Raw genomic sequence first — 11,938 nt, forward strand, 5'->3', positions numbered from 1 at the left:
CGGTCAGCCGCGCGGGGCCTGCGCGGTGGAACCGCGGACCACCAGTTCCGGTTCGAAGAGCAGCTCGCCCGGCTGCACGGCGGCGCCCTGGATCTGGGTGGTGAGCAGTTCGACCGCGGCCCGGCCCATGGCCTCGATGGGCTGCCGGACGGTGGTCAGCGGGGGCTCGGTGCAGTTCATGAACGCCGAGTCGTCGTAGCCGACCACGGAGACGTCCCGGGGCACGTCCAGGCCCCGCCGCCGGGCGGCCCGTACGGCCCCCAGGGCGAGCGGATCGCTGGCGCAGATGATCCCGGTGACCCCGCGGTCCAGCAGCCGGGAGGCGGCCGCGTGGCCGCCCTCCAGGGAGAACAGGGCGCGTTCCACGTGGGCGGCGGGCAGCTCGGTGCCGGCCGCGGCGGCGACCGCCTCGGCGGCCGCCAGCTTGCGCCGGGAGGGCATGTGGTCGGGCGGGCCCAGCACCAGGCCGATCCGCTCGTGCCCCAGCGAGGCCAGGTGGCGCCAGGCCTGTTCCACCGCGACGGCGTCGTCACAGGCCACGCAGGGGAACCCGAGGTCCTCGATGGAGGCGTTGATCAGCACCACCGGGACCCGGCGCTCGGAGAGCAGCCGGTAGTGCTCGTGCGGGGCGTCGGCCTGGGCGAACAGGCCGCCGGCGAAGACCACGCCGGACACCTGCTGCTGGAGCAGCAGTTCCACGTAGTCGGCCTCGGAGACCCCGCCGGTGGTCTGGGTGCAGAGCACCGGGGTCAGCCCCTGCTGGGCCAGGGCGCCGCCGATGACCTCGGCGAAGGCGGGGAAGATGGGGTTCTGCAGCTCCGGCAGGACCAGCCCGACCAGTCGCGCCCGCTCGCCCCGCAGCTGGGTGGGGCGCTCGTAGCCGAGGACGTCGAGGGCGGTGAGCACGGACTGGCGGGTCGTCTCCGAGACGCCCGGCTTGCCGTTGAGCACCCGGCTGACCGTTGCCTCGCTGACTCCCACCTTCTTCGCCACTTGAGCAAGTCGTCGCGTCATGAACGCAAGAGTAGCGCAAGAAATGCAAGTTTCTTACAGTTCGATTACGGCCAGTTTGCCGCCCGGGAGACCCGGGCGGCAACCGGTCCGACCGCCCCTTACGGCAGCTGGTTGATCCTGAACGTCGAGGTCGTGTTCCGAACGTCCACGGCGTTGTCCGAGGTCCTCAGGTTGTGGAAGGTGACCTCACCCACCGCCGGTCCCTGGCCGGCCTCCGGCATCTCGTTGGCCCAGAGGCCGAAACCGGACTTGGCGTCGAAGGCGTCACCGCTCTTCTTCGCCCCGGTGATCGTGATGTCCCGCAGGATCGTGTCCTTGATCGGGTTCACCGGCTGGCCGCCCACGTACTGGGTCTGGAACATGATCCCGCTGTAGGTCGGGTCCACGATGTCCACGTTGTTGATCCGGATCCCCTGGAACACCTTGGAGGCGGAGAAGATCCAGATGCCCGGGAAGGTCTGCGCGCCCCAGAAGTGGCCGCCCGACCGGACGATCGAGATGTTCTCGAAGAGGGTCGGATCCGTCCCGAACCCGTTCATCGGGTACCCGAAGTCCAGCGAGCTGATGGTGATGCCCGAGTAGACCAGGGTGTCGGCGATGTGGATGTTGCGGAAGGTGTTGTTGAAGCCGCCGTACACGGCGATTCCGGCCGCCCGCCAGGTCAGGATGGTGGTCAGGTTCTCGTAGACGTTGTTCTTCATGTCCGCGCCGCCCGCGTCGATCGCGGAGAACAGCGCGAAGCTGTCGTCGCCGGTGGCCCGCGCCTCGTTGTTGGACACGAGGTTGTCCGTGCTGCCGTTGGTCATGTTGACCCCGTCGGCGAACATGTTGCGGATCCGTGAGTTCTTGATGGTGATCCGGTCGGTGTTGGCGCCCCAGTAGAGGCACACCATGTGCTCGTTCCAGATGTTGTCGATGGTGATGTCGGAGACGTTCGCGAAGTCGAAGACCTTGCCGGGGCCGTCGATCCGCGAGGTGTAGTTCCCGAAGTAGGCGAAGCCGGTGAAGGAGGAGCCCTTCGCGGTGTTGTCCGCGCGCCAGCCCACGTCCGTGTTGTCCTGCGTGGACGGGGCGTTGAAGCGGGTGAACCAGGGTCCGGCGCCGACCACCTGCACGGCCTTGCCGTACACCTGGAACTTGCTGGCGGTCTGGTACTCACCGGCCGGCAGGTACACGCCGACCAGCTTGCCGGTGGTGTCCATCCGGACCCGGTCCAGGGCGTTCTGCACGTCCTGGTGGCCGAATCCGGTCGGCACCGCGTAGGTCGCCGGGTCGGGGTTGGGGATCTGGACGGCCTGCTCCAGGCTGACGAAGTCGATGGCGTAGGTGGAGGTGTTCGCCGCGTCCTTCTGGAGCTTGATGCGGCTGCCCGCCGGGACGGTCTCGCCCAGCAGGATGTTCGCCTCGTCGTAGATGTGCCGGGGGGCGCCGGCGCCCGGGGAGTTGCCGGGGGAGGCCTCCGCCCCGTAGAGCCAGGCGTACTTGGAGGTCAGCGGCAGGGTCTTCTTGAGGGTGCCGTTGACGTAGACGTTGATGGTGGAGTCGATGCCGCCGCCGCCCGGGGCGTCCGGGATGGAGAAGCGGGTGACCAGGGTGTTGGTGGCGGCCCGGGTGGTGAACTCCACGAACTCGCCGGTGGCGTCCAGGTTGACGGCCTTGCGGCCGGAGGCCTCGCCGGCGATGTCGCCGATGGTCCGGTTGGGTCCGACCACGGTGGCGCCGCCGCCCACGGTGCCGTCCTCGGCCTCGTACATGTCGAAGGGCATGTTCGCCCCGCGGCCCACGAAGAACGGCTTGGTGGAGGTGTTGTTGGCGCGCTTGACCGGGAGCTCGTTGGCGTCGTCGGCGAGGACCACCTTGACGGTGTACCTGCCGTTCGCCGCCGGCCAGCTGCCCAGGGAAATGGGCGCGGTGGAGGCGCCGGCCGCGAGGGCCCCGCCGAACGAGCCGGTGAGGGTGCGGACGGTGGCGCCGCCCGCGTCCTGGAGGGTCAGGGTCACCCCGTGGCTGCCGGCGGCCGCGGCCACCGTGCCCTGGTTCTTCACGGTGACGGAGAAGGTCACCTGCTGTCCGGCGGACGGGGCGCCCGGCGACCAGCCGACCGCCGAGGCCACCAGGTCGGAGCTGTCGACCGGGCGGACCACCAGCGGGGGTCCGGTGAATCCGTTGTTGGTGTCGTTCTGCTCGACCACCGTGTTCGCCTCGTCGACCACCGCGCTCAGCGGGTACGTCCCGGAGTCGCGGGCGCCGATCCCGGCGGAGACGGTGGTGCCGGCGCCGGCGGCCAGCGCGGGCACGGCGGCGGTGCCGACCTTGGTGCCGCCCAGCTGGAAGGTGACGGAGGTCGCGGGGGCCGCGGCCGGACCGCTGTTCTTCACGGTGGCGGACAGGGTGACGGGGTCCGACTCCACCGGCGCGGCCGGGGAGGCGGTCAGCCCGGTGATCTCCAGGTCGGGGTTGGGGGCCGCGACCCCGATGACCTGGAACTCGGCGATCTGGCCGTTGGAGGAGCCGGTGTTGGAGGTGAAGCGCAGCTGCACGTCCGCGACACGGGCGCCGAGCGGGATGGTGACGGTGTTGGCCGAGCCCGGGGCGAAGACGTAGTCCTTGGCGGCGACCAGGTTCGTGACCCCCGAGGCGCTCTGCTCGCGGCCGAGCACCTGGATGTTCTGGGTGCGCGAGCCCCAGGAGGAGTCCGGGTTGAGCTTGAGGACCAGCCGGTCGACGTCGGCGTTGGCGCCGAGCCTGACCGTCAGGGTGCTCGGGTAGGCGCCCGCCGCGCCCTCCCAGTAGGTGGCGGTGCTGTTGTCGTTGGCGTTCTCCGCGACGAAGGTGTGGATCACGGAGGAGGCGGTGATGGGCTTGCCGACGGCCAGGTTGGAGCCGCCGCCCCCGGTGCCGTTGCGGGTGACGGTGTTGCTGTCGCCGGAGCGGTTGCCCGCGGCGTCCTTGGCCCGGACGAAGTAGCTGACGGTGGCACCGGCCGGCTGGCTGTCGGTGTAGGTGGTGGTGTTCCCGGCCACCGTGGTCCGCAGCTGGTTGTTGGCGTACACCTCGTAGCCGGTGACCCCGACGTTGTCGGTGGAGGCGTTCCAGGTCAGCCGGATCTGCCCGGCGGCCGGCTCGGTCAGCGCGAGGCTGCCGGGCGTGGTGGGCGCCTGGGTGTCACCGGTGTCCCCGGCGCGGGTCACGCTGTTGCTGTTCGCCGACTGGTTGCCGGCCGCGTCCTTGGCCCGCACGTGGTAGGTCACGCTGGCCGAGGCGGGCTGGTTGTCGGTGTAGGTGGTGACGTTCCCGGCGACGGAGGTCCGCAGCTGGTTGTCGGCGTAGATGTCGTAGCCGGTGACCCCGACGTTGTCGGTGGCGGCGTTCCAGGTCAGCCGGATCTGCCCGGTGGCCGGCTCGGTGTAGGCGAGGGAGGTCGGGGCGGTGGGCGCCTGGGTGTCGCCGCCCTGCGGGCCGTAGACCTCCAGCTCGGAGAGCTGGCCGCCGGGCTGTACGGAGTTCTGCGAGATCACCACGCGCAGATGGCGCGTGGTGGTGGCGTCGAAGGTGACGGTCACGGTGTTGCCGGAGGCCGGGGCGAAGGAGAGCACCCGGGCGGCGGTGAGGTCGGTGAACTCCGAACCGTTGGTGCTGCCCTGGACCTTCACCTCCTGGGTGCGGGCGCCCCAGTTCTCGGGGAGCCGCAGGACCATCCGGTCCACCCGGACGGAGGACCCGAGGTCGGTCTGGATCCACTGCGGGAGCGCGTTGTTGACGCTCTCCCAGTAGCTGGCCGCGTTGCCGTCCCCGGCGTTGGCCGGGACGTAGTTCTGGGTGTGGCCGCTGGAGGTGAAGGTCTTGCCCAGCGCCAGGTTGGTGGAGGACTCGCCGGGGGCGCGGACCTCCAGTTCGGAGAGCTGGGCGGCCTGCCAGCCGGTGTTGGCGGTGATGTTGATCCGCACGAACCGGGTCTGGGCGGCCGGGAACCCGATGGTGACGGTGTTCCCGCTGCCCTGGCTGAAGGTGTGGGTGGCCGAGTTCACCAGGGTGCTGAAGCTGGTGCCGTCGGCGCTGCCCTGGACCGACAGGGTCTGGCTGCGGCTCTCCCAGGTGGCGGGGAGCTTGAGCACCACCTGGTCGACGCGGGTGGTGGCGCCGAGGTCGGTCTGCACCCACTGCGGGAAGGCGCTGCCGGCGCTCTCCCAGTAGGTGGACTGGTTCCCGTCGGTCACGTTGGCGGCCGGATAGGGGGCGTTGGTGCTGCTCGCGGCGGCGGGGCGGCCGGCCGCGAGGTTGGGACCGCCGGCGGCCACGGCGGTCAGTGCGGGCCAGCCCAGCATCAGCAGGGCCGTGCTGATGAGGGCGGCCAGGGTGGCCCGCCCTCTCCAGTGGAGCCTTCTCATATGTCCTCGTCCCTCGGAATAGGGTTTCTGAACCAGGTGAGACAGGAATTTGCGTGGTGCTGTCCGAGAGTTGCAGAGCCCTGCTGAGTCGTCTACTCCTCGTACCGGAGTTTTATGCCAGCATCACTTGCGCAAGCAGGGCGCAAATAACGCAAGCGGTTTGCGTGGCCCCGACCTGACGCTTTCACCTGGGCGTCACCCGACCCCGGTGGGGTTCGACAGCCCGGCATGGTCTGATGGACGGCATGATCGATGAATTTCTCGGGAACCGGCTCGCCGACGTGGAGGAAGCGGTCCGCAAGGCCGCGGCCGTCGAGATCATGCCGAGGTACCGGCAACTCGCCGAACACGAAGTCGAGAGCAAGAACGGACCGCACGACCTGGTGACCGTCGCCGACCGCAAGGCCGAGGAGCACCTCACCGCCTCCCTCACCGCCCTGCTCCCCGGCTCGGTGGTGGTCGGCGAGGAAGCCGTGCACGCCGACCCCGCCGTCTACCGGGCCCTGCGCGGCGACGCGCCCGTGTGGATCGTCGATCCCGTCGACGGCACCCGGCAGTTCGTGGGCGGCGAGCCCGGCTTCTGCACCCTCGTGGCCCTCGCACAGCACGGCGAGATCCACGCCTCCTGGACCTTCGCCCCGGTCCTGGAGGAACTGGCCGTCGCCGTCCGCGGCGGCGGCGCACACGTCAACGGCACCGCCATCCGCTCCGGTTCACCCGAACCCGGCGCCGAGCTGAAGGTCGCCACCGCCCACCCCCTCTACACCAGCGACCGGGAACGCGAGACCCTCTCCCGGCTCGACGTCCCGGGCATCGCGCCCCGCCCCTGCGGATCGGCCGGACTGGAGTACCTGAAGGTGGCCCGCGGCGAGATGGACGCCCTCGCCTTCACCTGGCCCTCCGCCTGGGACCACGCCGCCGGACTGCTGCTGGTCGCCGAGGCCGGCGGGGCCCAGGTCACCGTGGCGGGCGAGCAGTTCCGCATCGACCGGGACAACGCGCTGCCGTTCGCCATCGCCCGGGACCGGGCCACCGCCGACCGCGTCATCTCCCTGCTCCGCGGCGAGGGCTGACCCGGCGTGACCCCGCCCCGCACACCGACCCGGCACGACCGCCGGGCGAGCGCCCGGTAATACGCTGGTCCCGCACGGAACCAGTGCCGCAGGCAGACGAAGGAGTCGCATGGTGCCGTCGATCCTCGACGCGGTCGTGGTGGGAGCCGGGCCCAACGGCCTGACCGCCGCCGTCGAACTCGCCCGCCGCGGCTTCTCCGTGGCCGTCTTCGAAGCCGCCCCGACCATCGGCGGCGGCGCCAGGACCGAGGAACTGACCCTGCCCGGCTTCCGGCACGACCCCTGCTCGGCCGTGCACCCGCTGGGCGCCGGATCCCCGGTCTTCGCCACCATGCCGCTCGCCCGGCACGGCCTGGAATGGCTGCACGCCCCGCTGCCCATGGCCCACCCCTTCGACGACGGCACCGCGGCCGTGCTCTCCCGCTCGGTCGCCGAGACCGCCGCCTCCTTCGGACCGCGCGACGCCGGCACCTACCGGCGCCTGGTCGAACCCTTCCTCGCCGACTGGGACACCCTGGTCCGCGACTTCATGTCCCTGCCCTCCACCGCCCTGCCCAGGGACCCGCTCGCCCTGGCCAGGTTCGCACTGGCCGGTCTGCCGCCCTCCACCTGGCTGCTCCGCCGCTTCCACGACGAGCGGGCCCGCGCCCTCTTCGCCGGACTCGTCGCCCATGTCATCGCCCCGCTCGGCGGGATCGCCACCGGCGCCGTCGGCCTGGTCTTCGCCCTCGCCGCGCACACCCACGGCTGGCCGGTGGCCCGCGGCGGCTCCCAGGCCATCCCCGACGCCCTGGCCGGCTACCTCACCGAACTCGGCGGCACCCTGCACACCGGCTACGAGGTCAAACGCCTCGACGACCTCCCGCCCGCCCGCTCCTACGTCTTCGACACCTCACCCACCGCCCTGGCCAGGATCGCCGGCCTCGGCCGCGCCTACGCCGGATACCGCTACGGCGCCGCCGCCTTCAAACTCGACTACGCCCTCTCCGGCCCCGTCCCCTGGACCGCCGAACCCGCCCGCCGGGCCGGCACCGTCCAGATCGGCCCGCGCACCCGCGACATCGACGCCGCCCTCCAGCTGGCCTCCTCCGGCCGGGCCCCCCGCACCCCCTTCCTGATCACCTCCCAGCCCACCCTGGTCGACCCCTCCCGGGCCCCCGAGGGCCGGCACACCTTCTGGGCGTACGGGCACGTCCCGCACGGCTGGGACGGAGACCTCACCGAGGCCGTGGAACGCCAGCTGGAGCGCTTCGCCCCCGGCTTCCGCGACCTGGTCCTGGCCCGCGCCACCGCCGGCCCGCCCGAACTCGCCGCCCGCAACCCCAACTACGTCGGCGGGGACATCGCCTGCGGCGCCGCCTCCGGCCTCCAACTGCTGCTGCGCCCCAGACTGTCCCTGCACCCCTACGCCACCACGCACCCGGCGGTGTTCATCTGCTCCTCCGCCACCCCGCCCGGCCCCGGCGTACACGGCATGTCCGGACACAACGCGGCCAAGGCGGTCTGGCGCCATCTGAGAAAGGCCCGCTGATCCGATGGTCCGCATCACCCTGGTCCAGGGCGACATCACGGCCGAGCACGCCGACGCCATCGTCAACGCCGCCAACTCCTCGCTGCTCGGCGGCGGCGGGGTGGACGGCGCCATCCACCGCCGGGGCGGGCCGGAGATCCTCGCCGCCTGCCGGGCCCTGCGCGCCTCGCACTACGGCAAGGGCCTCGCCACCGGCCAGGCCGTGGCCACCCCGGCCGGCCGGCTGGCCGCCGAGCACGTCATCCACACGGTCGGCCCGGTGTACTCCGCCGCCGAGGACCGTTCCGCCCTGCTGTCCTCCTGCTACCGCGAATCGCTGCGGATCGCCGCCGAACTCGGCGCCCGTACCGTCGCCTTCCCGGCCATCTCCACCGGCGTCTACGGCTGGCCGATGGACGACGGGGCCCGGATCGCCGTCGAGGCCGTCCGGACCGCCGCCACCGCCCCGGTCGAGGAGGTCCGCTTCGTGCTCTTCGACACGGCGGCCTACACGGCCTTCGGCGCCCACCTCCACTGAGGCGGACCGGCGCGCGCCTCCGCCGGGACGGGCCCGCGCCGGTCAGTACCGCAGGGCCTGGCCGACCTCGGTCTTCACCTCGCCCGACAGCTTGCGGTTGCTGACCGCGGTGCCCTCCTTGGACTGCCCCGCCGGGACGTCGGAGACGGTGACCACCACGGTGTCCAGGAGGTTCCCGGACGCGTCGTTGTAGACCACCTGCACGGCGAAGGACTTCGTGGAGTCCGCCGTGTTGGTCGCGGTCACCGCCACCGCGGACTTCCCGTCCGCGCCGGCGGCCGGGGCACCGAGCCGGACGTCCGCCTTCACGTCCACCCCGTCCTTGATCCCGTCCAGCTTCCGCTGGGCGGCCTCACTGGCCGAGGACACCGCGTCCGAGGCCTTCGAGGCGGCCGCCGAGGCGGCGCCCGACACGCTCCCGCCGTCCGAGCAGCCGGCCGTGCCCAGGGCCAGCAGGGCGGCGAGAGCGACGGCGCCGGCGGCGCGGGTCCGGATGTGCTGCATGGGTACTCCTCGCGGGTCAGGGGGTGACGATCGGGAAAGCGGTGTCCGGGGCCTCGGCGTACGACAGCAGCCGGGCCAGCAGACCCCGGTCGCCGTCCGCGCCCACGCCCTCCGCACCGGGGCCGGCCGCGTCCCCGCCGGCCAGCAGCGCGAGCAGCGCCGCCCGGGTCAGGTTCAGGGTCAGCCCGGCCGGGGAGCGCGGCGGGTCGGCCAGCGGCACCGACCGGTGCGTCAGTGCCCCGTTGTGCAGGGTCAGCCGGTGGCGGCGGCCCTCGTCGGTGAGGGCCAGGTCCACCGTGAAGGACTCGTCCCAGCACCGCGGGCCGTCGATCCGCACCGCCACCGAGTCCAGCAGCATCTCGGTGGTCAGCGCCCCCACCATCTCCGGATTGGTGGTGTCGATGGCCACCGGCAGCGGCCCGTCGCGCAGCTCCATCGCCCCGGTCAGGTAGAAGTTGCGCCAGGGGCCGTTCTCGGCACCCCGGCCCAGCCGTTCGTACACCCCGGCCAGTTCCTCCCGGGCGTCCGCATGGTCCGGATCGGCGAAGACCAGGTGGTTCAACAGGGTCGCGGCGAACCGCAGATCGCCGTCCGAGGCGTACATCCGGGCCTTGGCCAGCATCGGCTCCGGGCCGCCGGCCACCTCCACGTACCGCTGGGCGAGTTCCACCGGCGGGTGCTCCCACAGGTGCGCCGGGTTCCCGTCGTACCAGCCCAGATAACGCTGGTACACGGCCTTCACGTTGTGGCTGAGCGAGCCGTAGTAGCCGTGCGCGTGCCAGGCGGCCTCCAGGGCGGGCGGCAGCACCAGCTCCTCGGCGATCTCGGGCCCGGTGAGGCCCGAGTTGAGCAGCCGCAGCGTCTGGTCGTGGACGTACGCGTAGAGGTCCCGCTGCGCGGTGAGGAACTCCACCACCCGCTCCCGGCCCCAGGTCGGCCAGTGGTGGGAGGCGAAGGCGAGGTCGTAGCGGTCGCCGAACCACTCGACGGCCTCGTCCAGGTACCGCGACCAGATGCGGGCGTCGCGGACCACCGCCCCGCGCAGGGTCAGGACGTTGTGCATGGTGCGGGTGGCGTTCTCCGCCAGGCACAGCGCCCGCCGGTCCGGGATCAGGAAGTTCATCTCGGCCGGGGCCTCGGTGCCCGGGGTGAGCTGGAAGACGAACCGCACCCCGTCGACGGTCTCCTCCTGCCCGGTGCGGGTGATGTCCACGGTGGGCGGGATCAGGGTGAGGGTGCCGTTGGAGGTGGTCATGCCCAGACCGGCGCCGATCTGCCCGTCGGGGGCCTTGGGCAGCCGGTCCCCGTACATGTAGATGGCGCGCCGGGTCATCGCGTTGCCCGCGTACACGTTCTCGCTGACCGCGTGCTCCATGAACCCCGCCGGCGCCAGGATCGGTACGCCCTCCTCGGTGCCGGCCGGCAGGACGCCCCGGGCGCCGCCGAAGTGGTCCGCGTGCGAATGGGTGTAGATCATGCCGGTCACCGGGCGGTCGCCGCGGTGCTCGCGGTAGAGGGCGAGGGCGGCGGCCGCCGTCTCGGCGGCCAGCAGCGGATCGATGACGACCACCCCGCGGTCGCCCTCGACCAGGGTCATGTTCGACAGGTCCAGGCCGCGGACCTGGTAGACGCCCCCGGTGACCTCGTACAGGCCCTGCTTGGAGCAGAGCCGGGACTGCCGCCAGAGGCTGGGGTGGGCCGTGTCGGGGCACTCGGCCTCCAGGAAGGAGTACGCGTCGTTGTCGTAGACCGTGCGGCCGTCCGCAGCGCGGACCGTGCCGGGGACGAGGGCGGCGACGAAACCCCGGTCGGCGTCCTCGAAGTCCCTGTCCTCGAAGTCCCTGGTGTCCTCGGCGGGGGGCGTGGGCATGGCCGGGCTCCGTTCCGGTGTGCCGGTCGCACACCACCTGCCGACCAACCTCACACAGCTTCCGGCGGTCCGCATCCGGCGGCCACGGCGGCCCGGTAGGCGCGCGGGCCGACCCCCAGCGAGGCGGTGAAGTGCTGCCGGAAGGTCACCTCGCTGCCGAAACCGGACCTGCGGGCCACCTCCGCGACCGGGTGGTCCGTCCGCTCCAGCAGCCGGCGGGCCTCGTCGAGACGGCGGTCGAGCAGCCAGCGGTGCGGGGTGCTGCCGGTGGCCGCCCGGAAGTGCCGGGCGAAGGACCGGGGCGACATGCCCGCCCAGCGCGCCAGCGTCGGCACGTCCAGCGGCTCCGCCAGCCGGCCCAGCACCCGGGCCCGGACCTCGGCCAGCACCTCGGCGGTCCGGTCCGCGGCCGGTACCGGACGGTCCAGGTACTGGGCGGTGGCCCCCGTCCGGAACGGCCCGGTGACCAGGGACCGGGCCAGGGTGGCGGCCACCTCCGCCCCGTGCGCCTCACGGACCAGGTGCAGGCACAGGTCGATCCCCGAGGCCACCCCGGCCGAGGTCCACAGCCCGCCGTCGGACACGAACAGCGGGGCGTCCTCGACCCGTACCGTCGGATACCGTCCGGCCAGCTCACCGGCCAGCGACCAGTGCGTGACGGCCCGCCGCCCGTCCAGCAGCCCGGCCTCGGCCAGCACGAAGGCCCCGGCGCACAGCGCGGCGATCGGCGTCCCCCGCCGGTGCGCGGCCCGCAGCGCCGCGAGGACCGGCCCGGGGGTCGGATCCGCCGGTTCCGCCAGCGCCGGTACGACCACCAGGTCGGCCTCCGCCAGCCACTCCAGGCCCCGGTCCGGCAGCAGGGTCAGCCCGCCCGGCAGCACCAGCGGCTCCGGCCCGGCCGCGCACCGCCCCAGCGTGAACGCGGGCACGCCGAGCCCGGTCCGGTCCGACCCCCACACCTCGGTGATCACGGCGAGGTCGAAGGCGCGGATGCCGGGCTGGGCGATCAGGGCGACTCGTTGCATCCTGCCAGTCTGACGG

The 11,938-nt window shown here is 72.4% G+C and carries 8 protein-coding genes; 3 read left to right on the forward strand and 5 right to left on the reverse strand.

Features of this window, described 5'->3' with window-relative positions:
• Positions 1–3: 3 nt before the first annotated feature.
• Together ACZ50K_RS10250 and ACZ50K_RS10255 are read right to left on the reverse strand one after the other, a co-directional pair.
• Positions 4–1,014: a LacI family DNA-binding transcriptional regulator gene (locus ACZ50K_RS10250; RefSeq protein WP_468900137.1), complete on the reverse strand. Its 1,011-nt coding sequence runs from the start codon at positions 1,012–1,014 to the stop codon at positions 4–6.
• A gap of 98 nt (positions 1,015–1,112) precedes the next feature.
• The gene (locus ACZ50K_RS10255; protein WP_468900140.1) at positions 1,113–5,402 is read right to left on the reverse strand and encodes a galactose-binding domain-containing protein; all 4,290 of its coding nucleotides are present in this window, start codon (positions 5,400–5,402) and stop codon (positions 1,113–1,115) included.
• 245 nt (positions 5,403–5,647) lie between these two features.
• On the opposite strand from ACZ50K_RS10255, the gene ACZ50K_RS10260 reads away from it, so the two are divergent.
• The 3 genes from ACZ50K_RS10260 (at position 5,648) to ACZ50K_RS10270 (ending at position 8,523) form a co-directional block, all read left to right on the forward strand.
• Positions 5,648–6,475: an inositol monophosphatase family protein gene (locus tag ACZ50K_RS10260; protein WP_468900143.1), complete on the forward strand. Its 828-nt coding sequence runs from the start codon at positions 5,648–5,650 to the stop codon at positions 6,473–6,475.
• Between the two features lie 112 nt (positions 6,476–6,587).
• A complete protein-coding gene (locus ACZ50K_RS10265; RefSeq protein WP_468901146.1) occupies positions 6,588–8,006 on the forward strand; it encodes a phytoene desaturase family protein in 1,419 nt (472 codons plus the stop codon).
• Positions 8,007–8,010: 4 nt separating this feature from the next.
• Positions 8,011–8,523 (forward strand): O-acetyl-ADP-ribose deacetylase, encoded by a 513-nt coding sequence (locus ACZ50K_RS10270; RefSeq protein ID WP_468900146.1) that lies wholly within the window; start codon positions 8,011–8,013, stop codon positions 8,521–8,523.
• A gap of 42 nt (positions 8,524–8,565) precedes the next feature.
• On the opposite strand, the gene ACZ50K_RS10275 is transcribed toward ACZ50K_RS10270, so the two are convergent.
• From ACZ50K_RS10275 to ACZ50K_RS10285, 3 genes are read right to left on the reverse strand one after another with little or no spacing between them, the layout of a single operon-like run.
• Entirely contained in the window at positions 8,566–9,027 is a 462-nt protein-coding gene (locus ACZ50K_RS10275) for an FxLYD domain-containing protein (protein WP_468900149.1), read from the reverse strand.
• A gap of 16 nt (positions 9,028–9,043) precedes the next feature.
• Positions 9,044–10,897: an alkyl/aryl-sulfatase gene (locus tag ACZ50K_RS10280; RefSeq protein ID WP_468900152.1), complete on the reverse strand. Its 1,854-nt coding sequence runs from the start codon at positions 10,895–10,897 to the stop codon at positions 9,044–9,046.
• 50 nt (positions 10,898–10,947) lie between these two features.
• Entirely contained in the window at positions 10,948–11,922 is a 975-nt protein-coding gene (locus ACZ50K_RS10285; protein ID WP_468900155.1) for a GlxA family transcriptional regulator, read from the reverse strand.
• Between the last annotated feature and the right edge of the window lie 16 nt (positions 11,923–11,938).

This window comes from Streptomyces sp. NPDC033845 (genome assembly GCF_055576225.1).

Bases quoted from the DNA above. Each gene is read 5' to 3' on its own strand.
- ACZ50K_RS10250 (WP_468900137.1), bottom strand. From the start codon at position 1,014: ATGACGCGACGACTTGCTCAAGTGGCGAAGAAGGTGGGAGTCAGCGAG.
- ACZ50K_RS10255 (WP_468900140.1), bottom strand. From the start codon at position 5,402: ATGAGAAGGCTCCACTGGAGAGGGCGGGCCACCCTGGCCGCCCTCATC.
- ACZ50K_RS10260 (WP_468900143.1), top strand. From the start codon at position 5,648: ATGATCGATGAATTTCTCGGGAACCGGCTCGCCGACGTGGAGGAAGCG.
- ACZ50K_RS10270 (WP_468900146.1), top strand. From the start codon at position 8,011: ATGGTCCGCATCACCCTGGTCCAGGGCGACATCACGGCCGAGCACGCC.
- ACZ50K_RS10275 (WP_468900149.1), bottom strand. From the start codon at position 9,027: ATGCAGCACATCCGGACCCGCGCCGCCGGCGCCGTCGCTCTCGCCGCC.
- ACZ50K_RS10280 (WP_468900152.1), bottom strand. From the start codon at position 10,897: ATGCCCACGCCCCCCGCCGAGGACACCAGGGACTTCGAGGACAGGGAC.
- ACZ50K_RS10285 (WP_468900155.1), bottom strand. From the start codon at position 11,922: ATGCAACGAGTCGCCCTGATCGCCCAGCCCGGCATCCGCGCCTTCGAC.